Annotated in this window: 19 protein-coding genes and 3 tRNA genes; 5 read left to right on the top strand and 17 right to left on the bottom strand. The window is 64.6% G+C overall.

What is annotated here, in order from left to right:
- Positions 1-68 precede the first annotated feature (68 nt).
- From SMAL_RS07120 to uvrB, 3 genes are all read right to left on the bottom strand, one after another.
- Positions 69-143: transfer RNA gene (locus SMAL_RS07120), tRNA-Val, on the bottom strand.
- Positions 144-241: 98 nt separating this feature from the next.
- Positions 242-316, bottom strand: a tRNA-Val gene (locus SMAL_RS07115).
- Between the two features lie 106 nt (positions 317-422).
- On the bottom strand, positions 423-2,447 hold the full coding sequence (gene uvrB, locus SMAL_RS07110) for an excinuclease ABC subunit UvrB (protein ID WP_012510603.1): 2,025 nt from the start codon (positions 2,445-2,447) through the stop codon (positions 423-425).
- 170 nt (positions 2,448-2,617) lie between these two features.
- On the opposite strand from uvrB, the gene SMAL_RS07105 reads away from it, so the two are divergent.
- The gene (locus SMAL_RS07105) at positions 2,618-3,112 is read left to right on the top strand and encodes a GspH/FimT family protein (protein ID WP_012510602.1); all 495 of its coding nucleotides are present in this window, start codon (positions 2,618-2,620) and stop codon (positions 3,110-3,112) included.
- A gap of 52 nt (positions 3,113-3,164) precedes the next feature.
- Here the strand turns inward: SMAL_RS07105 and SMAL_RS07100 are convergent.
- The 11 genes from SMAL_RS07100 to grxD all read right to left on the bottom strand — a co-directional run bounded on the left by SMAL_RS07100 (position 3,165) and on the right by grxD (position 16,585).
- Positions 3,165-3,241: transfer RNA gene (locus SMAL_RS07100), tRNA-Asn, on the bottom strand.
- Between the two features lie 47 nt (positions 3,242-3,288).
- On the bottom strand, positions 3,289-3,696 hold the full coding sequence (locus SMAL_RS07095) for a type IV pilin protein (RefSeq protein WP_004152186.1): 408 nt from the start codon (positions 3,694-3,696) through the stop codon (positions 3,289-3,291).
- A gap of 23 nt (positions 3,697-3,719) precedes the next feature.
- On the bottom strand, positions 3,720-7,484 hold the full coding sequence (locus SMAL_RS07090) for a pilus assembly protein (protein WP_004152185.1): 3,765 nt from the start codon (positions 7,482-7,484) through the stop codon (positions 3,720-3,722).
- A 13-nt stretch (positions 7,485-7,497) separates the two neighbouring features.
- The gene (locus SMAL_RS07085) at positions 7,498-8,019 is read right to left on the bottom strand and encodes a pilus assembly PilX family protein (RefSeq protein WP_004152184.1); all 522 of its coding nucleotides are present in this window, start codon (positions 8,017-8,019) and stop codon (positions 7,498-7,500) included.
- Between the two features lie 5 nt (positions 8,020-8,024).
- On the bottom strand, positions 8,025-9,182 hold the full coding sequence (locus tag SMAL_RS07080; protein WP_004152183.1) for a PilW family protein: 1,158 nt from the start codon (positions 9,180-9,182) through the stop codon (positions 8,025-8,027).
- Between the two features lie 8 nt (positions 9,183-9,190).
- Positions 9,191-9,688 (bottom strand): type IV pilus modification protein PilV, encoded by a 498-nt coding sequence (pilV, locus tag SMAL_RS07075; RefSeq protein ID WP_004152182.1) that lies wholly within the window; start codon positions 9,686-9,688, stop codon positions 9,191-9,193.
- Complete coding sequence (locus SMAL_RS07070; RefSeq protein ID WP_004152181.1) at positions 9,685-10,200, bottom strand: GspH/FimT family pseudopilin; 516 nt, start codon at positions 10,198-10,200, stop codon at positions 9,685-9,687. The genes pilV and SMAL_RS07070 overlap by 4 nt, the downstream gene beginning before the upstream one ends.
- 173 nt (positions 10,201-10,373) lie before the next feature.
- Positions 10,374-11,762 carry a nucleotide 5'-monophosphate nucleosidase PpnN gene (gene ppnN, locus SMAL_RS07065; protein ID WP_004152180.1) on the bottom strand — a complete coding sequence of 463 codons (1,389 nt, stop codon included), beginning with the start codon at positions 11,760-11,762 and terminating at the stop codon, positions 10,374-10,376.
- Between the two features lie 253 nt (positions 11,763-12,015).
- Positions 12,016-15,261, bottom strand: a complete 3,246-nt coding sequence (locus SMAL_RS07060; protein ID WP_012510601.1) for a TonB-dependent receptor — start codon at positions 15,259-15,261, stop codon at positions 12,016-12,018.
- Positions 15,262-15,491: 230 nt separating this feature from the next.
- On the bottom strand, positions 15,492-16,268 hold the full coding sequence (locus SMAL_RS07055; protein WP_004152130.1) for an SDR family NAD(P)-dependent oxidoreductase: 777 nt from the start codon (positions 16,266-16,268) through the stop codon (positions 15,492-15,494).
- Complete coding sequence (grxD, locus tag SMAL_RS07050; protein WP_004152129.1) at positions 16,265-16,585, bottom strand: Grx4 family monothiol glutaredoxin; 321 nt, start codon at positions 16,583-16,585, stop codon at positions 16,265-16,267. The genes SMAL_RS07055 and grxD overlap by 4 nt, the downstream gene beginning before the upstream one ends.
- 119 nt (positions 16,586-16,704) lie before the next feature.
- On the opposite strand from grxD, the gene SMAL_RS07045 reads away from it, so the two are divergent.
- Positions 16,705-17,283, top strand: a complete 579-nt coding sequence (locus SMAL_RS07045; protein WP_012510600.1) for a superoxide dismutase — start codon at positions 16,705-16,707, stop codon at positions 17,281-17,283.
- A gap of 38 nt (positions 17,284-17,321) precedes the next feature.
- Here the strand turns inward: SMAL_RS07045 and SMAL_RS07040 are convergent, their stop codons facing one another.
- From SMAL_RS07040 to purE, 3 genes are all read right to left on the bottom strand, one after another.
- Positions 17,322-17,663 carry a carboxymuconolactone decarboxylase family protein gene (locus SMAL_RS07040; RefSeq protein WP_012510599.1) on the bottom strand — a complete coding sequence of 114 codons (342 nt, stop codon included), beginning with the start codon at positions 17,661-17,663 and terminating at the stop codon, positions 17,322-17,324.
- A gap of 112 nt (positions 17,664-17,775) precedes the next feature.
- Entirely contained in the window at positions 17,776-18,924 is a 1,149-nt protein-coding gene (locus SMAL_RS07035; protein ID WP_012510598.1) for a 5-(carboxyamino)imidazole ribonucleotide synthase, read from the bottom strand.
- The gene (purE, locus tag SMAL_RS07030) at positions 18,921-19,424 is read right to left on the bottom strand and encodes a 5-(carboxyamino)imidazole ribonucleotide mutase (protein ID WP_004152080.1); all 504 of its coding nucleotides are present in this window, start codon (positions 19,422-19,424) and stop codon (positions 18,921-18,923) included. Before purE ends, SMAL_RS07035 begins: the two co-directional genes overlap by 4 nt.
- Before the next feature lie 58 nt (positions 19,425-19,482).
- On the opposite strand from purE, the gene SMAL_RS07025 reads away from it, so the two are divergent.
- The 3 genes from SMAL_RS07025 to SMAL_RS07015 all read left to right on the top strand — a co-directional run bounded on the left by SMAL_RS07025 (position 19,483) and on the right by SMAL_RS07015 (position 21,717).
- On the top strand, positions 19,483-19,752 hold the full coding sequence (locus SMAL_RS07025) for a Trm112 family protein (RefSeq protein WP_012510597.1): 270 nt from the start codon (positions 19,483-19,485) through the stop codon (positions 19,750-19,752).
- On the top strand, positions 19,749-20,600 hold the full coding sequence (gene nadC, locus SMAL_RS07020; protein WP_012510596.1) for a carboxylating nicotinate-nucleotide diphosphorylase: 852 nt from the start codon (positions 19,749-19,751) through the stop codon (positions 20,598-20,600). Before SMAL_RS07025 ends, nadC begins: the two co-directional genes overlap by 4 nt.
- Before the next feature lie 115 nt (positions 20,601-20,715).
- Positions 20,716-21,717 carry a DUF2272 domain-containing protein gene (locus SMAL_RS07015; protein ID WP_012510595.1) on the top strand — a complete coding sequence of 334 codons (1,002 nt, stop codon included), beginning with the start codon at positions 20,716-20,718 and terminating at the stop codon, positions 21,715-21,717.
- Positions 21,718-21,754: the final 37 nt, after the last annotated feature.

The following is a 21,754-nucleotide window of genomic DNA, read 5'->3' as shown; positions in this document are numbered from 1 at the left end:
AAAAAAGCCGACCACAGGGCCGGCTTTCATCGTGATCCACCGCTGCACCGGCAGTGCCGGGAGCCAGGTGGTGGGCGGTACAGGGTTCGAACCTGTGACCCCTACCATGTCAAGGTAGTGCTCTACCGCTGAGCTAACCGCCCATCTTGTTCTTGCCGCCCGAAGGCTGGCCCTGCTACGTAAAAACCCGGCGCCAGGGCCGGGCTTTCCAGTTCACGACAGCCCTCCTGCGAAGGCTTCGTGGTGGGCGGTACAGGGTTCGAACCTGTGACCCCTACCATGTCAAGGTAGTGCTCTACCGCTGAGCTAACCGCCCGTATTGCTTCTGCATTTCCGCGAATGCGTCGGTGCAGGCCGCGTATATTACGGATGGCGGCCGTGAAGCGCAACACTTTTGTGAAGATGATGCTGCACTGCCGCGTTCAGCCGAGGCTGGCCTCCTTCAGCTGCCGGATCTGGTCGCGGACACGTGCGGCATCCTCGAATTCCAGGTCCTTGGCATGCTGGTACATCTTCTGCTCCAGCGCCTTGAGTCGGGCCGCCAACTGGGCCGGACTGAGCGAACGATAGTCGGCCGCTTCCTCGGCCACCCCGGCCCTGCCCTTGCCTTTGCCCTTCTTGGCTTCCTTCTCGGCCGCATCCGACCTCGCACCTTCCAGCACATCGACGATCGGGCGCGCCACCGAGCGCGGCACGATGCCGTGCTCCTCGTTGTACTCCACCTGCTTTGCACGGCGACGGTCGGTCTCGTCGATCGCCGCCTGCATCGAACGGGTGATCTTGTCGGCGTACAGGATCGCCTTGCCACGCACATTGCGCGCGGCGCGACCGATGGTCTGGATCAACGAGCCGGTGGAGCGCAGGAAGCCCTCCTTGTCCGCGTCCAGGATCGCCACCAGTGACACCTCGGGCATGTCCAGGCCTTCGCGCAGCAGATTGATGCCCACCAGCACATCGAACTTGCCCAGGCGCAGGTCGCGGATGATTTCCACGCGCTCGACGGTATCCACATCCGAGTGCAGGTAGCGCACGCGGATGCCATGCTCGGTGAGGTACTCGGTGAGGTTCTCGGCCATGCGCTTGGTCAAGGTGGTGACCAGCACGCGATCACCCGCCTTGATGCGCTCGTTGGCCTCGCTCATCAGGTCATCGACCTGGGTACCGACCGGCCGGATCTCCACCACCGGATCGATCAGGCCGGTCGGTCGCACCACCAGTTCGGTGATCTCCTCGCCCGCCTCGCGATACTCGTACGGCCCCGGCGTCGCCGACACGTAGATGCTGCGTGGGCAGCGCTCTTCCCATTCCTCGAAGCGCAGCGGACGGTTGTCCAGCGCCGACGGCAGGCGGAATCCGAACTCCACCAGCGTCTCTTTGCGTGAACGGTCGCCCTTGAACATGGCACCGATCTGCGGAATGGTCACGTGCGACTCGTCGATCACCAGCAGCGCATCGGGCGGCAGGTAATCGAACAGGGTCGGCGGCGGTTCACCGGCGTTCTTGCCGGTCAGGTGGCGGGAGTAGTTCTCGATGCCGTTGCAGAACCCGACCTCGGCCATCATCTCGATGTCGAACTGGGTGCGCTGGGCCAGGCGCTGCGCTTCGACCAGCTTGTTCTGCGCATACAGCTGCTCAAGCCGCTCCTTCAGCTCGACCTTGATGGTTTCCACTGCTGCCAGCACGCGTTCGCGCGTGGTTGCATAGTGGGTCTTCGGGTAGACCGTGAAGCGCATCAGGTTGCGCATCGTCTCACCGGTCAGCGGATCGAACAGGGTGATCTTCTCGACCTCGCCATCGAACAGTTCGATGCGCAGCGCTTCGCTGTCCGACTCGGCCGGGAACACGTCGATCACCTCGCCGCGCACGCGGAACGTACCGCGCTGCAGTTCGTATTCGTTGCGCGTGTACTGCAGCTGGGTGAGGTGATTGATCAGGTCGCGCTGGTCGATGCGCTCGCCCTTGGAAAGGATCAGCCGCAGCGACAGGTAATCTTCCGGCGCGCCCAGGCCGTAGATCGCCGACACCGTCGCCACCACGATCGCGTCCGGGCGCGACAGCAGGGTCTTGGTCGCGGCCAGTCGCATCTGCTCGATGTGCTCATTGATCGAACTGTCCTTCTCGATGAAGGTGTCCGACGATGGCACGTAGGCTTCCGGCTGGTAGTAATCGTAATAGCTGACGAAATACTCCACCGCGTTGTGCGGGAAGAACGCCTTGAACTCGCCATACAACTGCGCCGCCAGCGTCTTGTTCGGCGCCATGATCAGCGTCGGCTTCTGCACGTTCTGGATGACGTTGGCGATGGTGTAGGTCTTGCCCGAGCCGGTCACGCCAAGCAGGGTCTGCTTGGCGATGCCCGCTTCGAAGTTGCTGGTCAGCTTCGCGATGGCATCAGGCTGGTCGCCCGCCGGCGAGTACGGCGAGACGAGTTCAAAACGGTCGCTCATGGGGGGGCCAGTTCACGGGAAAGGTAAGTATACGAGGCAAGGGGTGACGGCCGGCTGAGGGGTTATCCGGCGCTCCGGGACGGCAATGCCCGATGGCGCACCCAGTGTCGGGCGGGGACGCTGAGCACATGAGCGCGCCCTCCCCCCCCTGCACCCACGGATCGCGTGGCATGCACCTGGTCGAGCTGCTGGCGGTCGTGGCGGTGCTGGCCGTGCTGCTGGCGGCCGGCTGGCCCTCCCTGCAGTCCCTGCTGCTGCGGCAGCGCGCAGATGCCCTGCAGTTGAGCCTGCATGCGGGTCTTTCCAGTGCCCGCAGCGAAGCCCTGAAGCGGCGGGAGCTGATCGGCGTGTGCGCCAGCGATGATGGACTGCACTGCACCAGCGACTGGAGCACCGGCTGGATCGTCTACCGCAGCGGCACCCGGCGAGGACCGCCGTCATCATCCGACGTGGTACTGACGCACCAGCGCGGGCGTTCCGATGTCCTGATCCTGGCCCAGGCCAGCAGTGGCCGCCCGCAGCTGTTCTTCCAGGCCGACGGGCGCAGCCCCGGCGCCAATCTCACCCTGCGCATCTGCGCCGGCAGCCAGCTGCATGGCAAGCTGGTGGTCAACAACGGCGGGCGCACACGCAGTGAACGCGTGGACCGCGACATGCCTTGCTGAACATGCGCGCAAAAAAGCAAAAGCCGCGATTTCTCGCGGCTTTTGCAGTATCTGGCGCCCGAAGTTGGACTCGAACCAACGACCCCCTGATTAACAGTCAAGTGCTCTAACCGGCTGAGCTATTCGGGCGGGGAGGCGCATTGTACTGACCGTTTACCGGAAGATCAACACCCGATTCACCAACAGTCCGAAAGGGTCGCTTCAGCCGTCTTGCGGTTGGCCTGGTCCAGGCTCAGCTTGCCGCAGCTGTCCTTGGTCTGCGTGCCCTGTGGCGTGGCGGTGATGGTGAAGGTTGTACCGTCCCCCTTGTACGCCAGGTTGTAGCGGGCCGTTCCGCCTTCGCGTGGCGAGACCTTGCTCGGCAGCGCGAATCCGGAATAGGAATTGTTGCTTGAGTGGTAGCGCTCGGCACGCTGCGCATACTCGGCCAGGTCCGCCTTCACCACCGCGCGATGCGATCGCCTCACGTAGTTCTGATAGGACGGAATTGCGATTGCCGCCAGGATGCCGATGACGATCACCACGATCATCAGCTCGATCAGCGTGAAGCCAGCCGCACGACGAGGCGAGGAGACAGCAAGCATGTGATGGGTTCCTTGCATCGGAATCATTGGAGCTGGCGCCAGGATTGGCGACCGCAGGGATAAGGCAGATACAGCGACTGGCTGCCGGCGGCACCGGCGGCCATCCAGCACGAACTGCCGCCAGGTGGGGACTTGTCCGTCGGACGCGGCAGCACCGACAAGGAGACATCACGCACTGGCGCAGTGCCTCCCGTCTTCAATGCAATGGCTGCCGTACCGGAAGCAGGCCGGCTACCGGTCGGTGATCCATAGCGTACGTTCTCCAGCATTGGCGCACCGCTGATCGAGGACAGTCCGAACAGCCAGTTCGAGCCACTGGTCGAACAGCCGACCGACTGCATGTTGGGCACGTAGGTCGGCATGAAGACGATGCCGCTGACCAGCAGTGGATTGCCGACAACACGCTCACCGTTGCCGGCCGGCAACTGGATCATCCAGCCTCTCGCACTGGCCGGGGCCGTTCCTGCACTGATCTTGCGCTCATCGCTGTTCGCGGCCGGCGCCGCTGCTGTGTAGGGAACCAGATTGGCAGCGGTCAGCGTCGAGGTCACACTCTTGCCGGACAGGTCGTTGACCGCATACAGCGCCTGCTGCGCCTTGTCATCCTTGTCACTGGTGAACGAGAAGCTGCCGGTACCGAAGTAGAGCATCACCCCGCCCGACGGACCGGTTGCAGCAGTCATACCACCTGTGATCGGCTGCCGATAGCTCTTGCCAGAGGAATCCTGGCTGAGCTGGCTGGTGAACACCGGCACGGTCAGCGTGGTGTTGGCACTGCTGGTCAGGTCGAACTTCCACAAGGCACCGCGCTGGTCCGCCGCATAGACCGTGTCCGCCAATCCGTCACGACCACGTACATCCTGACCCGCACCCGTCCAGCGATCGACCACGACCACGTTGCCCAGGCCGTTATCACCGGACACGGTGGAGCCGGTGGCACCTTCCACAGCCTCGATCATCCGGATGTCGCCACTGGCCATGTCGACCACGAACAACACAGCCTTTCCGTTGGCGCTGCCATAGCCGTTGCCGAAGATCGCCTTCCACGCCACACCCGTTCCGCTCTTCACAGGCACGATCACTGGCTTGCCAAGCACGAATCCGATGCTGTTGCGCACCTCGTCCTTCAGCGAAGAATTGATGTCACTGATTTCCCAAAGCACGTTGCCGGTGCCGAAGCTGCCCGGCGCACTCACATCCAGCGCGAATACCGAGCGACCACCCGCACCGGTGGTGCCAACCAGACTGGTCTGCCAGGAAGTGCCATTGAAGGTGTCGGATACGGCAACCGGGCCATCGACGTAATAACGATGACGGAAGGTCTGGTCAGACGTATCGGACTTGTAGGGAAACAGCAGGTTGGCCATGTGACCAAGCGCCGTGGCCGGAATGTAGGCAAAACTCTCGCTGCCACCGGCACCGTCCTGCTTGGCATCGGCCCCCATGCCGCCGTCGAAGGCGTGCAGCATGCCGTCGTTGGCGCCGACATAGACCATGTACCGGCGCGATTTGGCTTTGGCAGCAAGGTAGTCGGTGTAGCTCTTGGCCAAGGTCCCGCCCAGCTGGCGGTAACCAAAGTCGTCCAGCGGCGAACTCACCACCGGCGCCGAATTGACGATGTCGCCCAGCGGTGTTGTCCGGTCACGGTACTTGCCGCCGTTGCGGACCTCGGTTGAACTGTCCGCACTGAGATAGTTGATGGCACTGGCAAGATCGGCCTTGATCGTCGTCAGCTTGTCCGTCGAACAGACCAGCATCGATGCGTACTTGCCGCTGGGCTTGCTGCACAGATCCTGCAGGCTGATCCGGGCACTGTTGAAGTCCACCGGCGCACCGGCCTTGTTTGCCACAATCCGCCGTCCAGACGGGGAAAGACGACTGGAGGCTTCCCATACCTCGGTGAACTCCGCCACCTGATCCGCGTTAATCTTGACGCTGGCAGCGCTCAGCTTGCTCGACCAGTCAGTGCCACTGTTGGTGATGTCATAGCGGGGCGTGACCGCCAGCGAGCCTGCGCCGATGCGCGCGCCACTGATACCGATCGTGCCCGACGGCGATGCACCACCGGTGATCGAGGACAGCACACGTCGCATGGCCTCGGTCACATCAGCCGGCGTCTGTGCGTTGATGAACTCACCGCGGGTGTTGACAGCGGCATGCCACAGCTCATCGATGACGGTACCGTCATCGACATCCAGCGGATTGCCGTTGCCGGCCCAGTTTGGCGCGTTCTTGTACGGGTCCTCGGTTGCGGACTGGTTGACACCGTAGATGCGTCCCTGCGCACCGAGGGTCACGCCATAGAAGTTCATGTGCAGATCGGTCTGGCAGTCCAGACGCTTCCAGTCCGGACTGCCCTTGTCCAATGTGTTGCACTTGTCACTCACCGGCACCTGACCGGCCGGGAAGCTGGTCCCGGTGCGAAGTGGCGTACGGGCACCGGCATAGGCGGCCGCCGCGATGTCGGCAATGGTGTTGCTGTAGCCATCGGCGAAAGGAATGGATGGCAAATGGGTCGAGTTCACCGAGTCAGCGTCACCGAAGGACCCATTCGGCGCATTGCCGGAGTTGGTATAGCCGTCGGTGAACAGCATGCCGCCATTTCGCTGGCAGGCCAGCTGCACAGGCGCGTCGGTATCGGTCCGCCGGAACTGGTCGACCAGGTACTCCACTGCGCGCCGGTTGGGCGTGCCGCCATTGGCGGTCAGGGCGTAGATCTGCTTGTACAGGTCAGCTCGGTTGGTAACCATGTCGTACATGGTCGCGTTGCTGAGCTTGTTGATGGTGAAGTAACCCACGCGCATCGTATCCACGCTCACCAGCGCGGCGGTCGAGGAGCCGACAATGGCCAGCACACGGTTGCGGTGATACTGGAACCAGTTGGCGAAATTCTGGATTGCCGCGTTGTAGGCCGCCGGGCTTGTGTAATTGCCCGACTTGATCTGGTAGCGGCGCATGTTGCAGCCCGGGCCACAGGCACCGCTGATCACCGGACGATTGGTGTCATCGGTCTTGTATCCGGCGGGTGCATCCGCGGCAGCAGGCAGGTAGAACGTGGCCGGGAAATAGTTGATCGCATAAGTGGTGTTGCCGGTGTTGCTGATCCCAGCAGTCTTCCATCCACCGTCCCACCAGCTGTCGACATAGTACTCATTGCCAGTACCACTAAGGTCGGGAATCCGCATGCCGTTGACGAACTGGAACTTCTCGGAAGTATCAGCGCGATTGACCGTCATGTTGTAGACGGCGTTGTAGCCGCGCTGCCCGGAACGCGGATCGGCGCGGGTCTGGGTGATCGTCGCGTCGGCCCATAGCGTGCCATCGGCGTTCGTCCACGGCCTATAGGTCACACCCGGATTGAAATAGCTGGCGTTATAGATATGCGAACGAGCAAAGCCGTAGATATCCAGCGGCGGAATGGCGCGCCCTGGGCTGTACTCCTTGTTGAAATCCGCATGTGGGTAGAGGTAGAGGTAGCAGTCTACCGAGTTGTTGGCGCATGCCGAGCCAACGCTGAAGAAGCTTCCATCGTTGTTGAAGAAGCTACTCGTATTGCTGTTCCAGCGCATGCGCCCGTCACCACCTGGGAACATGCGTTCGAAGTTCATCGAACCTGAATCATCCACCGCCATGATGAAGGCCGGCGTCGCACGCGTCTGCACGTTCATCGGCTCCTGTGCCAGCACACCCTGAGCCTGGGCGGCAAACAGGGTATGCGCCAGATAGCCACCAGCGGCCAGAACAGCAAGGCCGATGCCTGCCAGGATTCTGCGATTGCGCGTTTTCATGGGTTCCCCACCCTCACAGCTTGAATACGGTATCGATCGCCGCACGCGACGTCGCATCACCGGTTGTGTCACCGGCATAGGTGGTGATCTGGTAAACCGGCGTTGGCTTCTCCACCGACCTGCCCATGTCCAGAGCACCTTCCCCCTGGATGCACCCCTGGATTTCACGGACATTGACGGCAGGCTTGCTGCCCAGCTTGGTCTTCGCTACCCACCCGGACGGATCGAATCCATCGTCGCACTGCTGGCTGATGTCAGAGGCCGACACCGCTGGGTTGTCCCCGGCATCCTTCCGGTTGGCGATGTTTTCCACTGCATTCTCGACACTGCGCGCTGCACCCTCGGCGTTCTGGAACGCCAGGCTGCCAGCGCGGTAGCCCGATGCCATGCGCTCCTGCATGCCTGCCACCTGCATGCCTATCACTCCCAGCAGGGCCAGCAGAATCAACAGGATCAGCGAGATATACAGCACCGCACCACGCTGGCGGGCAGGACCAGAGAAGGAACGACGCGGAAAGCGAGTGATTGGACGCATGGTCGTCAGTTCCCGAACAGGCGGTTGCGAAGCGCAACGGAGACTTCATAGGCCCCGCGATGACGCTGATCATAGGGATCGCCCGGCGCGATGGTCACCCCGAGCACGCCCAGATAGTTGTCGGCCGTACCCGGTGCTTCGGCCGAAGCGCGCTGCGGGCTCCTGGCCAGCAGACCGACCTGCACCATGCCGACGCGCCGCCACGCGGCAGTTGCCGTCGCATCGGTAGCGGTACTGACACTGCTGGCTACACGTTGATCGACGATGCGCCCGGTGGGCGGCGTAGCCAGAGCGATGTCGGTCGTCGCATCCAGGCCGTACAGGACCTGCATGTTCTCGATGCCCTCCACCAGCTCCTCGCCGGCACCGTAACCACCCGCGCCATTGGCACGTGCCCGGAACAGCGATGGCTCGTTGTTGCCGTTGGTCGCGATGTAGTACACCAGGCCATCGGCGCGGTACAGCATGGTCATCGCGTTGTTGACCGAGTAACCCGTGAGGTCGACCTTGTCGACCTTTACCGTAGAACCAGTGATGGCGCCCGAGAACACGTCGGCACGGGTGCAGTCTGCAAGCGCGAATACGGTGGGAGTACCCGCGGCATTGGCCTTGAGACGCGCCATGCCGTCGCTGGATACGGTCAACGTGGTGGCGGTACCGTCCACGCTTGCCGATGCAAGCACGGCTCCCTCCGGGCTCAGCAGCCGCAGCACGAGAATGTCGCTGCCGGGCAGCGGCTTCGGCTTCAGATCGGTGATGCTTTTGGGCACCGAGCCTGCGGCACTCCATGCCCGACCCAGGGTCAGGGTGTTGGTCGGCGCGGTGCCGGCAGCTTCATAGCCCTGTACCGGTACAGAGAAGTCCAGAGGATCACCGCTGCCGGAAGCGATTCCCAGGTTGTAGCGGACATCGCCCGTGTTCTTGATCACATGTGCCTGGTCGTTCACGCAACCGAAATGACCGGCCATGCGCAGGTCGCGCTGCAGGAAATCCAACGCGAAGCGGGCATTCTCCTGGGTGCGGGCAGCGCCCTCGGACAGGCGCGACGCCGCGCGGGACGCAATGAATATCTGGGTGATGCCCAGCATCAACACCAGGCCGATGACCATGGCGATCATCAGTTCGATCAGCGACAGGCCGCGGATTCGCGAAGACGGACTCATGGGCACGTTCACAGGAAAGTGGTCAAGCCAAAGGTGGTGAGGCTGTCGGGATTCTCGGGGTCCCAGCGCTGGTCTCCCCAGGTGATCGCGACACTGACCTGACCGGTGCTCTGGGTGAACTTCACCTCCGCACTGGCCTTTTCGCCAAGCGTTTTGACGACCTCGCACTGCCAGCGGGCCACGTTGGTCTTCGGCGTCACTGCGGCGCCGGTCGGCCAGGCGCAGGCGCCCTTTGCGGTCACCGAGCCGGCCGAGAACGAAGCGGCGGAGTAAGCACCTCCAGCCAGGGTATCGGTGCGCTGGGCGCGCATCAGTTCGATCAGGTCATTGGCCAGATTGGTGGCCTGGGTACGGTAGTTCGCACTCTGCACGAAGCGGACATTGGTGGTCTGCAGCAAGGCGAAGCCCAGCAGTCCGAAGGCAAGGATCAGCACGGCCACCATCACCTCGATCAGGCTGAAACCGCCCTGCGAGGAACGCGGGCGGGCAAGGTTGCGTCGGCTCATGAGCAGGTCCCCTTGGTCGCCCGGACCTGGCCGGACTGGTTGATCGTCAACGTACTCTTGGGCTCACCGGTCTTGCAGGTGTCCGGCGACAGCACCAGCGTCTGGTCCGCAGCCGCCCTGCGCCGGCCGCGACCGTCGAACGCGATGGTCGCGCCCGCAGGCCCCACCACGCTCAACTGAGGGTTGCCCTGCGAAAACCGCAACACGGTGTCACTGCTCCCCAACTGGCCATCTCCATCGAGATCCGACCATGCCAGGACGCCCTTGGACCACTCGCCATCGCAACCGGTGCCATCGGTACTGCCACAGACGCCACCACCCCGGCTGTTGCGGATGCCTTCGCTTCTCGCCAGGCCGGTCAGCGCAATCAGTTCATTGTTGGCGGTCGCCAGGCGGTTCGAGCGGATCATGCCGCGGAAACTGGGATAGGCGATCGACGCCAGGATCACGAAGACGGTCAGCGTGACCATCAACTCAATCAATGTGAAGCCGTTTTGCCGGCGCAAAGACATTGGACGCTCCCCAGCGTGTTGATGGCCACGATGGGCCATCGCCCTGCCACCGGCAAGCGGCGGCAGGATGAACGGTCAATCCGGGGTGACCGGCGTCAAAGGGTTGACAGGCCCTGCCCTGTCGGCCGCCCGGGGCGGGGGTCGGAGCCCGATGGGATCCGACCCCGGGCCGATCAGGCCAGCACCTGGTAGCAGGGCTGGTATTCGCCGGAGATCTTCATCCGGCGCTGCTCGACGAAGGCACGCAGCAGCCCATCCAGGGCCTGCATCATGTCCGTATCGCCATGGATCTGGAACGGCCCGAACTGCTCGATGCGGCGCATGCCATCTTCCTTCACGTTGCCGGCCACGATGCCCGAGAACGCCCGGCGCAGGTCGGCCGCCAGCGCGTGCGGCGCACGCCCGTGGTGCAGGTCCAGCGCGGCCATCGCCTCGTGGGTCGGCACGAACGGCTGCTGGTATTCCCACGGAATCTCGATCGACCAGTTGAAGAAGAACGAGTCCTTCTGCGCCAGGCGGTGTTCGCGCACACGCTTGATGCCGTTGGCCATCTTCTTGGCTACCGCGACCGGGTCACCGATGACGATCTCGTAGCGCTCGGCGGCCGCATCGCCCAGGGTCAGGCGGATGAAGCGGTCGATCTGCTCGAAGTACGGCGCCGCCACGGTCGGGCCGGTCAGGATCAGCGGGAACGGCAGGTCCTTGTTTTCCTCGCGCAGCAGGATGCCGAGCAGGTACAGGATCTCCTCGGCGGTGCCGACGCCACCGGCGAACACGATGATGCCGTGGCCGATGCGGACGAAGGCCTCCAGGCGCTTCTCGATGTCCGGCATGATCACCAGGTGGTTGACGATCGGGTTCGGCGACTCGGCGGCAATGATGCCCGGCTCGGTCAGGCCGATGTAACGCGTCACGGTACGGCGCTGCTTGGCGTGGGCAATGGTGGCACCCTTCATCGGGCCCTTCATCGCGCCCGGGCCGCAGCCGGTGCAGATGTCCAGGCCGCGCAGGCCCAGCTCGTAACCCACCTGCTTGGTGTACAGGTATTCGTCGCGCGAGATCGAGTGGCCGCCCCAGCACACGACCAGATTCGGGTCGCCCGGGTTGAGGATGCGTGCGTTGCGCAGCAGGCCGAACACCGCGTTGGTGATGCCTTCGGACGACTCCAGTTCGGCCGCGTAGGCCGGGCCCATCTCGATGGCCATGTAGGCCAGGTCACGCACCACCGCGAACAGCAGTTCGGCGACACCGCGGATGATCTCGCCGTCGACAAAGGCCATTGCCGGCGCATTGACCAGGTCGATACGCACGCCGCGATCCTGCTGCGCCACCTGGATGTCGAAATCGGGATACAGATCGCGCGCCGCGCGCGGATCGTCAGAGGCACTGCCGCTGGTCAGCACGGCCAGCGCGCATCGGCGCAGCAGCTCGTGCATGCCGCCGGCAGATGCATCGCGCAGGCGAGCCACTTCGGCCCGCGACAGCACATCCAGCCCACCGCGCGGGTAGATCCGCGCGTCCTGCACCGGCAGTGCGCGGGCTGATTTTTCGTTCGTGGTCATGTCCAATTTTTCGCTTCCTTCAAGGTTTCCGACTGTACTGCCGCCCCCTTAAAAAGCAAAACGGCCGGGAAGCCCGACCGTTGGATGTGTGCTTCCCGCGTTCGCCTTTCCGGGACCGCATCGGCGGCGTTGGCACCGCGCACATTTCTGGATGCTACGCCGATGCCAGGTGACCTGCAAGGACTTTCGACCACACAGGAAAACGGCCGGGTTTCCCCGGCCGTTTTCACTTACTGCTTCAGGCTCTGACGGATCAGAACTTGTACTTCACGGTCAGCTGCATCGACCAGCGCGACACGGCGGTGTTGCCCTTGTCGTTGTTGTTTTCCTGGATCGAGGAGTTGTCGGTACGGCCGGTGAAGTTGTACAGGTACTTGCCGGTAGCCGGGTCGATACCCGAGTAGTTGGCAACGCGACGAGTGGCGTAGAAGCCGTAATCGTCGATCAGGCCCCACTTCTTGTTGAGCAGGTTGCCGACATTCATGATGTCCAGCGCAATCTCACCCTTGTGGGTCTTCGCGAAGCCCGGGAATTCCTGGCTGATGCGAACGTCGAAGCTGTTGACCCACTTGGCGCGGTGCGCATTGGCCGGCACCGTGCTGCCACGATAGGCCTCCAGCTCCGGATTCTGCGCCAGCCAGTCGAAGAACTTCTTCTCCATGTCGGCGCCGCCGGTGAACAGCACGTCACCCGGGCCCTTCGGCACGTAGAACAGGTCATTGGTACCCGCGCCATCGCCGTTCACGTCGTTGTAGTAGACGTAGCTGTACGGACGGCCCGAACGACCTTCATAGAACAGTCCAACTCGGGTGGCGTTGTCACCGAAGAAGTTGTGCTTCCACTCCAGGGTACCGGTGATACGGTCCTTGATCGCGTAACGCGAGTTGTACGCGACATTGTCGTTCGCGTTCAGGCTCAGCGTATTGTTCCAGTTCGAGGTGTTCTGCGAGCTGGTCAGCGGGCTCACTTCCTTCGACTGGGTGTAGGTGTAACCCAGCGACCAGCCCCAGTTCTCCGTCAGCGGCTTGGCCAGCGAGAAGGTGGCCTGCGAGCCACGCCCCTTGTCGGTGTTGCGCAGCAGGATCACATCACCGATATCACCCGGACGGTTGACACGGTCACCCGGGCAGGTCAGATCGGTGGCCGCACAGGCGCGGCCGTTCTTCTGGCCAGCCTGCATGCCGTTGGGACCAGCATTTGCGCCATTCATGCCGTAGTCGTTCCAGTACAGCGCACGACCATCCTGACCAACCGAGCGCTTGGCGTTCGGGGTCATGACGTCCAGACGATCGAAGTACAGACCATCCTTGACCTTGGTGACCAGCAGCTCGGCGGAGGCCACGATGCCGTACCAGGGCAGCTCATGATCGAAGGCCAGGTTGGCCTTCCAGACCGACGGCAGGCGGGTGCCCGGGGCGATCAGGTCGACGTTCTGGCGCGCCGACGCCAGCGACGGGTTCGGAATGAACGGATTGTCCGCATCGAAGCTGAAACCACCCGGGTTACGGGTCAGGTTGTACTCGGAGTAGTTCAGGCCGGTGTTCTGGTAAGCGCCCGCCAGCCACACGTTCGGGGCAGCGCCACCGAACAGGCCCACGCCGCCGCGCAGCTGGGTCGGACGATCGCTGTCGAAGGTGTAGTTGAAGCCAACACGCGGCTGGATGAGCTTCTTGTCAACCAGCTGGGTATTGTTGAACCCATACAGCTGCTCGATGCGCGGGTTGTACAGGCGCTGCGTGCTGAAGTCCGGCATGTCCACACGGACACCGAACATCAGGCTCAGGTTGTAGTTGATCGCCCAGGTGTCCTGGATGAACAGGCCGGTGTTCTTCAGATGGAACTTGGCCGGGATGTCATCCACGCTGCCGCCAGCGCGCGGGACACGCACCTGGTAGGCGGACGGGGTACCGGCTTCAAACGCAGCCAGGTCGGCGAACTCATACGCGCCGTACAGGTTGCGGCCGTAGAAGTTCATCAGGTCGTTGTCGGTGTAATCAAAACCGAACTTGACGGTGTGGTCACCGATGTACCAGGTACCAGCACCGAAGGCGCTCAGCTCCTTCGACTCAACCAGATTGGTATGGGTGTTCTGCTCGGTACCCAGGTACAGCGAGTTGTTGCCGAAGCGCACGCGGATCTGCGGCAGGTGCGAGGCAGCGACGCGGTTGGACGAGTAGTCCTTGTGCGAGACCTTGAACTCGGTCGAGAAGTTCTCGGACCAGTCACTGAACAGTTCACCCATCCAGGTTTCGTATTCGGTCGGCTGCGTGTACCAGAAGTCGCTCAGCGAAATCGCGCTGTTGTTGACCTGCGGGAAGCGGACGACGTCCTGCTTCATCTTGTTGTAGCGCAGGGCTGCACGGTGGTTCTCGTTGATGTTCCAGTCCAGCTTGACCGCGTATTCTTCGATCTCGGTCTTGTTGTCCAACGCGCCGATGCCACCGACCGGATAACCCAAGTCCGACATGCGCTTCTGGACACGTGCGATATCGGCATCGCTGATGCCGCCGGCCTTGTTGTACGGGCTATCGCCGAGGCTGACGCCGCCGCCACTGCGCTCGTACTTTTCGTAGTTGGTGAAGAAGAACAGCTTGTCCTTGACGATCGGGCCGCCCAAGGTCATGCCGTAGGTCTTCTCGTCCTTGAAGCCGTTGAAGTCCGTACGGTCACCTTCCAGGCGCGAACGGACCATGTCCTTGTCGCGGTACGAACCGTACACGGTGCCGTGGAATTCGTTGGTACCCGACTTGGTCACGGCGTTGATCACCGCACCGGTACCACCGGCGATGGTGGTGTCGTAGTTGGCCAGGTCGATGTTGATTTCCTGGATGGCATCCATCGACACTGGCTGACGCTCGGTCGGCAGGTTGTTGGAGCCCAGGCCGAACGGATCGGAGGCGCTGATGCCGTCGATGCGGATGGCGTTGTAACGGGTGTTCTGGCCACCGGCCGAGATCGCACCGTCAGCCTTGCTGACCTGCGAGATGCGCGGGTCCAGGCGAATGTAGTCCTGGATGTTGCGGTTGGCCGACGGCAGCGCGTCCATCGTCTCGCGGGTGACGTTGGTGCCGGTGCCCATCTTGGTGGCGCTGAACAGGTCCAGGCCACCCGCGGTGGCGACGACGTTCACTGCATCCAGGTTGGTAGCGGCCAGGTCGCCGCCCAGGTTGGCATTGATCGTGTTGACCTGGTTCAGGTTCAGGAAGACACCTTCTTCGGTCTTGGTGCCTTCACCGGACTTGGTGATGGTGATGGTGTACGGGCCACCCACGCGCAGGCCGCGCGCGTTGTAACGACCCGACGCATCGGTGGTAGCACGCGAAACAGTGCCCGACTCGGTGTGGGTGATGGTGACTTCAGCGCCGGCAACAGGCTGGCCTGCAGCGGACATGACCTGGCCGCCGACACCGGCAGAGGTGCTCTGGGCGAAGGCAGGAGCGGCAGCAAGTGCAGCCACGAGACCAAGGGTAAGCTTGGACATCCGGAGTGGGTGAGTCATTTTTCGGTAGCCTCGATGCGAGTTGGCGATGGCGGAAAAAAAGCGCATCCAAGCAGCCTTGCGGGCGGCTGTTCGGACATTTATCTGGGGTTCCCTACCGTGAACGGCAGCTGCCGAAACGGTTAACACTAGATTAACACGCTACGCCACGGATGTGACGGTTGTGCGACAAACGGCACCGGATCGCAACGCAATCGTGACGGGTTCTTCACTCCGTCTTTCCCCGGGACTTACTCGACCGGGTTCATTCCACTGGCGTCAAGGACCTGCCCGCGCCACGCGCCCCCTGCGCTGGACAGCAGGGTCACGGCCGCCGCCGCCGCCGCTTCCGGGCCCTGGGCAGCAGGATCCTGGTCAACGGAATAGGCCCGGGCACGCAGCGCCGTGCGTAGCGGGCCGGGATACAGGCCGCTGACCCGCACCGGGCTGCGGCCAAGTTCGTCGTGCAGGCTGGCAATCAGGCCGCGCAGGCCGTGCTGGGCCACGCCGTAGCCGCCCCAGTAGGCCTGCCCGACCCGTTCCGGCGCATCGACGGCGAATACCAGTGCCGAATCCTCACGCTGCCGCAGCAGCGGCAGGCAGGCCTGGGCCAGCCAGGCCGGCGCGGTCAGGGTGACGTGGACGGCGCGGGCGAAGCTGGCCGGATCGGCCAGCTCGAACGGGGTCAGCCCCGGAAAGTGAGCGGCGCAGACCAGCAGGCCGTCCAGGCGGCCCAGCTCGCGCTGCAGGGCCTGGGCCAGTTCGGCATAGTCGTCGGGGCCGGCCCCCTCAAGGTCCAGCGGGTACAGCAGCGGCTCCGGGCCGGCGGCCTGGACCTGCGCATAGACGCGATCCAGCCGGCGCGGCTTGCGCCCCATCAGGACCACCGTGGCCCCGGCGGCAGCCGCTGCGACCGCTGCGGCACTGCCCAACCCGCCACCAGCGCCGGCAACCAGCACCACACGGTCCTGCAACGGGCGGCCATCGAGCGCCCCGTCCGTCGGTGACGTCGATGGCCAGGCGCTCATCCCTGGGTCGCCTCTTCGACGATGCGCTTGAGCTCGCCGGCTTCGAACAGTTCCATGACAATGTCGCAGCCGCCGATCAACTCACCATTGATGAACAGCTGCGGGAAGGTCGGCAGGTTGGAGAAGCGCGGCAGATTGGCGCGGATTTCCGGCTCTTCCAGCACGTTGACGGTGCGCAGGGTGACGGCGCCGGCAGCCATCAACGCCTGTACGGCGCGGCTGGAGAAGCCACACATCGGGTATTGCGGGGTGCCCTTCATGAACAAGACGAGCGGGTAACGATCGACCTCGGCCTGGATTTGCTGCATTACCGCCACAACCACACTCCTTGCTTCGCCGGACAAACCGACCGCGATGGTCGGCTAGACTGCCCAAGGTAGCCGCCATTGTAAGCCGATGGAACCGGCCGCCGCCGCCCCTTGCCACGAACCCGTCCATGCCCGTCGAATTGCCTGCCCTGCCCTACCTCTCCGGCTCCCTGCTGCCGCACCTGTCCGCGCAGACCGTGGAACTGCACCACGGCCGCCACCATCGCGCCTATGTCGATGCGGTCAATGCCGGGATCCTCGGCACCGAGTGGGAGGAAGCGTCACTGGAAGAGATCGTCCGCCACACCCAGGGCCGGCTGTTCGACGCTGCGGCCCAGGCATGGAACCACGGCTTCTACTGGCAATGCCTGCGCCCACGCGGCGGCGGCGAGCCACAGGGCCGGCTGGGCGAACTGGTCAAGCGCCAGTTTGGCGACGTGCAGCGCCTGCGCGAGGAGTTCAACCGTACCGCGCTGGGGCTGTTCGGCTCAGGCTGGGTGTGGCTGGTGCAGCATCCCGGCGGCCAGCTGGGCATTCAAGCCACCCGCAATGCCGGCACGCCGCTGACCGGCGAAAGTACGCCGCTGCTGTGCTGCGATGTGTGGGAACACGCCTACTACACCGACTACCAGAACGACCGCGCGCGTTATCTGGACGCGTTCTGGCAGCTGGTCAACTGGGAATTCGCCGAAAGCCAGCTGCGCTGAGGCCATCCGCCGGGCATGGCCCGGCGACACGGTGGACCTCACGCGCTCTCGTGCCCGGCCACGGCATCCATCACCCGCGCCGAATAGACCAGCGCCGCACCGGCATTGAGCGACACCGCCACGCCCAGCGCTTCGGCGATTTCCTCGCGGCTGGCGCCGTGCTTCAGCGCAGCATCCACATGTACGGTGATGCAGCCATCGCAGCGGGTGATGACCGCAACCGCCAGCGCGATCAGCTCGCGGGTCTTGGCATCGAGATGATTGGTCTGCGCGCCGGCATTGGCCAGCGTCGCGTAGCCCTTGACCGTATCCGGTGAAAGCTTGCCGATCTCGCCGATACGGCCCTTCAACTCCTTGCGGTAGGCATTCCAGTCGAGCATGGCGGTGACTCCAGTGAAAGGAGTTCCACGCTACCACCGGGAGTGTTGCGCCGATGCCTGCACCGGCGCGCCACACCGTTGCATTGCCGGCCAGCGGCCGGCACTACCGGGCTCAGCGGCTGCGCAGCGCGTGTACCGCCGGCGCCACCTGGGCTTGGCGATCCAGCTCCAGGCCGACCTGCTCCAGCGCATCGGCCAGCGCATCGGCATCATCGTCGCGCAGGGTGGCGTGGCCAACCTTGCGGCCATCGCGCGCTTCCTTGCCGTAGTCATGCCAGTGGCCGCTGGCCTGGGCCAGCACCGGAAGCGGGTCGGGCATCGCCCCCAGCCAGTTCAGCATGCAGGCATGGCCGAGCATGCGGGTGCTGCCCAGCGGCAGGCCGAGCACCGCACGCAGGTGGTTCTCGAACTGCGACGTCTCGCTGCCCTCGATGGTCCAGTGGCCGGAGTTGTGCACGCGCGGTGCCATCTCGTTGGCCAGCAGTTCGCCATCGCGGCAGAACAGCTCCAGCGCGAACACACCGACATACTGCAGGTGCTCTGCAATGCGGCGGGCATAGCCGATCGCGGCCTCATGCTCGGCGGCCGACAGCACGGCCGGGGCCACGCTGGCCGACAGCACGCCGTCGACGTGCCAGTTACCAGTGACCGGCCAGGCCTCGAAGCTGCCATCGCGGCCACGCACGGCAACCACGCTGACCTCGCGCTGGAAGGCGACGAAGCCCTCCAGGATCAGGCCGGTGCGTTCAACCTGGGCGCCCAGCGCATCCCATGCCGCGTCGATGTCGGCTTCGCTGCGCAGCCGGAACTGGCCCTTGCCGTCATAGCCGAGGCGGCGCGTCTTGAGGATGCACGGCAGGCCGAACTCGGCGGCCTTCGCGGCCAGCTCGTCACGACTGCGGATGTCGGCGAAAGCCGGCAGCGGGATGCCCAGCTGCTGGAACAGAGTCTTCTCACTCAGCCGGTCCTGGGCCACGGCCAGTGCGGCCGGCGGCGGGTAGACCGGCACGCGCTCAGCCAGGAACTGCGCGCTGTCGGCAGGCACGTTCTCGAAATCGAAGGTGACCACGTCGACCTTGGCGGCGAAATCCGCCAGCGCCTGGCGATCATCGAAAGCGCCGACGGTGAGCGGCGCCAGCGGGCCACTGCAGGCGTCGGCCGCCGGGTCATACAGTTCGAATCTCAGCCCCAGCGGCGCACCGGCCAGAACCATCATGCGGGCGAGCTGGCCGCCGCCCAGGATGCCGACGGTCAGGCTCATTGGCGCGGATCGTCGTGGGCCATCACGTCTTCGGTCTGGCGCGCACGGAAAGCGTCGAGCGCCTGGCCGATCACCGGCTGGTCGCTGGCCAGCATCGCCGCGGCGAACAGCGCGGCGTTGGAGGCGCCGGCATTGCCGATGGCGAAGGTGGCGACCGGGATGCCGGCCGGCATCTGCACGATCGACAGCAGCGAATCCATGCCGTTGAGGGCCTTGGACTGCACCGGCACGCCCAGCACCGGCACCGCGGTCTTGGCCGCGATCATGCCCGGCAGGTGCGCGGCCCCGCCGGCACCGGCGATGATCGCGCGCAGGCCACGCGGGCCCGCCTGCTCGGCGTAACTGAACAACACATCCGGCGTCCGATGCGCGGACACTACCTTCACTTCGAACGGAACACCCAGGGCTTCAAGCTTCTGGGCGGCGTGCTGCATGGTTTCCCAGTCGGAGCGGGAACCCATGACGATGCCGACAAGCGGCGCGATCGGGTTGGGGGTCATTGGCCGTCACCTGCCTTAAAGACGTATTCTAGCCATCTTCCACGCAAGACGAAGAACCATGGATCGCAAGCTGCTCGACCTGCTGGTGTCGCCGGACACCCGCCAGCCCCTGTCCCTGCTGGATGGCGGGGGCCTGGAAGCCCTCAACAAGGCCATTTCCACCGGCGCGGTGAACAAGGCCGATGGCAACCCGCTGGCGCAGCCGCTGCGCGAGGCGCTGGTCACCCGCGACCGCAAGCAGGTGTTCCGCGTCGACGATGGCATCCCGGTACTGCTGGCCGAGGAAGCCATCCCCACCGCGCAGATCGCCGACTTCCCGGCCGCATGAGCACGCTGCCGACGCCGGATGCGGCCGTGGTCGCCGCCGATGTCGCGCGTGCGCTGGCCGAGGACCTCGGCAGCGGCGACGTCACAGCCGCGCTGTTGCCCGACCAGGCCGACAGCGCCTACCTTCTGTGCAAGCAGGATGCGGTGATCGCCGGCCGCCCCTGGTTCGACGCCACCCATCGCGCACTCGACCCCGATGTGCGCATCGAATGGCGCGTTGCCGACGGCGATGCAGTCACCGCCGGCACCGTACTGGCCCTGCTGCATGGCCGCAGCCGCAGCCTGGTCAGCGCCGAGCGCACCTCGCTGAATTTCCTGCAGACGCTGTCCGCCACCGCCACCACCACCGCCCGCTACGTGGCGGCCGTGGAAGGTACCGGCACGCGCATCCTCGACACCCGCAAGACCCTGCCGGGCCTGCGCCTGGCGCAGAAGTACGCAGTGCGCTGCGGCGGTGGCGAGAATCACCGCTTCGGCCTGTACGACACGGTGATGCTGAAGGAAAACCACATCCGTGCCGCCGGTTCGCTGGCTGCCGCCGTGGCGGCTGCACGCCGGCAATGGCCGCAGCTGCCGCTGGTGGTCGAGGTCGAGGATCTGGAGCAGTTGCGACAGGCACTGGAAGCCGGCTGCGAACGCATCCTGCTGGATGACTTCAGTCCCGATCTGCGCCGCGAGGCGGTGCGCATTACGGCCGGACGCATTCCACTTGAGGTCTCCGGCAGCGTCGGCCTGGGTGGCCTGCGTTCGATCGCCGAAGACGGCGTGGACTGCATATCGATCGGTGGACTGACCAAGCACGTGCAGGCCATCGACCTGTCACTGAAGCTGGGCCCGCCACCGGGCTGAGGCCGGGGCTGGGGTCAGATCCCTTTTCCTCGGGAAAAGGGATCTGACCCCGATCTCACACCCGGCGTTCACGACGGCACTGCGACGCTGCGGCCATCCCCCACAGGAGCCGCGCATGCGCCGGATGCTCTTGCCTGCCTGCCTGCTGCTGGCAGCTGCCCCCTTGTCCGCGGCTGCCGCCGAAGCCTGCGATGTGCCGCCACGCTTTGGCCTGAGCCCCTTGGCGGTGGCCGTCCGCAACACCGCCTGCAATGAGCATCGGCTCTGGTACCGGCCCTTCATCGACCGCGATGGGCGCGCCGCCAGCCTCAGCGTCACCGAAGCAGAAAGCGACCACCTTGCCGACAACGGCCTGATCGCCTGGCGGCGCGTGGCCGGCTACTGGCGTGACAGCGGCACGCTCAACGCGATGGGCAGCATCGCCGGCGCCAGCAGTTGCCTGGCCCCGCTGGGTACGCGCTACACCGACAGCGACTGCCGCGCCTTCCTGGTCGACAATCCGTGGTCGGCGGCGTTCATTTCCTGGGTGATGGTGCGTGCCGGCGTCCCTGGCTTCAACACCTCGCCGCGCCATATCGACTACATCCGTGCCGCCTACCAGGGCGGCCCGTCAGGCGTGCCCTACCGGCTGGTCGACCCGGCCACGGCCAAGCCAGCGCCGGGCGACCTTCTGTGCTTCCTGCGCGACCGCAGCAGCACGCTCAGCTACAGCGGGCTGGTACAGGCACTGGGCAATGGCTCGGTCGGCCACTGGAAGTCGCATTGCGAAGTGGTGGTCGCGGCCAATCTCGGCGGCGACCAGACGCTGTACCTGGTCGGCGGCAATGTGATGAACACCGTGGCGATGCGCCTGCTGCCGCTGGACCGCACCGGCCTGATCCAGCTACCGCCGGCGCGTGAGCGCAACAGCACCGGCATCGATCCCAGCTGCACGCCGGGCCGCGAGGACGAGTGCAGCTTCAACCGCCAGGACTGGGCGGCACTACTGCAGCTGACCGCAACCGCGCCGTTGGTGATGCCCACACCAACAGCAACGCCGATGCAGCCCGCACCCGCGCCGCAGCCGGTCGTCATGCCGCCGCAACCGCTCTCGGGCGGCGCGCAGCCAACGCGTTGAATCCCGCGCTTGATCCAGCGCGCGTTCGCCGCCATCT

Origin of the sequence: Stenotrophomonas maltophilia R551-3 (assembly GCF_000020665.1) — a bacterium.
Classification (GTDB): Bacteria; Pseudomonadota; Gammaproteobacteria; order Xanthomonadales; family Xanthomonadaceae; genus Stenotrophomonas; species Stenotrophomonas maltophilia_L.
This window is presented reverse-complemented; position numbering and strand designations above follow the sequence as displayed.

Excerpts from the sequence above, each read along its gene's own strand:
- ppnN (WP_004152180.1), bottom strand. The coding sequence starts at position 11,762 with ATGACCACGAACGAAAAATCAGCCCGCGCACTGCCGGTGCAGGACGCG.
- pilV (WP_004152182.1), bottom strand. The coding sequence starts at position 9,688 with ATGAGCCGACGCAACCTTGCCCGCCCGCGTTCCTCGCAGGGCGGTTTC.
- SMAL_RS07080 (WP_004152183.1), bottom strand. The coding sequence starts at position 9,182 with ATGAGTCCGTCTTCGCGAATCCGCGGCCTGTCGCTGATCGAACTGATG.
- SMAL_RS07040 (WP_012510599.1), bottom strand. The coding sequence starts at position 17,663 with ATGCTCGACTGGAATGCCTACCGCAAGGAGTTGAAGGGCCGTATCGGC.
- SMAL_RS07085 (WP_004152184.1), bottom strand. The coding sequence starts at position 8,019 with ATGCGTCCAATCACTCGCTTTCCGCGTCGTTCCTTCTCTGGTCCTGCC.
- SMAL_RS07070 (WP_004152181.1), bottom strand. The coding sequence starts at position 10,200 with ATGTCTTTGCGCCGGCAAAACGGCTTCACATTGATTGAGTTGATGGTC.
- SMAL_RS07025 (WP_012510597.1), top strand. The coding sequence starts at position 19,483 with ATGGATCGCAAGCTGCTCGACCTGCTGGTGTCGCCGGACACCCGCCAG.
- SMAL_RS07060 (WP_012510601.1), bottom strand. The coding sequence starts at position 15,261 with ATGACTCACCCACTCCGGATGTCCAAGCTTACCCTTGGTCTCGTGGCT.
- SMAL_RS07045 (WP_012510600.1), top strand. The coding sequence starts at position 16,705 with ATGCCCGTCGAATTGCCTGCCCTGCCCTACCTCTCCGGCTCCCTGCTG.
- SMAL_RS07015 (WP_012510595.1), top strand. The coding sequence starts at position 20,716 with ATGCGCCGGATGCTCTTGCCTGCCTGCCTGCTGCTGGCAGCTGCCCCC.
- SMAL_RS07090 (WP_004152185.1), bottom strand. The coding sequence starts at position 7,484 with ATGAAAACGCGCAATCGCAGAATCCTGGCAGGCATCGGCCTTGCTGTT.
- purE (WP_004152080.1), bottom strand. The coding sequence starts at position 19,424 with ATGACCCCCAACCCGATCGCGCCGCTTGTCGGCATCGTCATGGGTTCC.
- SMAL_RS07055 (WP_004152130.1), bottom strand. The coding sequence starts at position 16,268 with ATGAGCGCCTGGCCATCGACGTCACCGACGGACGGGGCGCTCGATGGC.
- SMAL_RS07105 (WP_012510602.1), top strand. The coding sequence starts at position 2,618 with ATGCACCTGGTCGAGCTGCTGGCGGTCGTGGCGGTGCTGGCCGTGCTG.
- SMAL_RS07035 (WP_012510598.1), bottom strand. The coding sequence starts at position 18,924 with ATGAGCCTGACCGTCGGCATCCTGGGCGGCGGCCAGCTCGCCCGCATG.
- nadC (WP_012510596.1), top strand. The coding sequence starts at position 19,749 with ATGAGCACGCTGCCGACGCCGGATGCGGCCGTGGTCGCCGCCGATGTC.
- uvrB (WP_012510603.1), bottom strand. The coding sequence starts at position 2,447 with ATGAGCGACCGTTTTGAACTCGTCTCGCCGTACTCGCCGGCGGGCGAC.
- SMAL_RS07095 (WP_004152186.1), bottom strand. The coding sequence starts at position 3,696 with ATGCTTGCTGTCTCCTCGCCTCGTCGTGCGGCTGGCTTCACGCTGATC.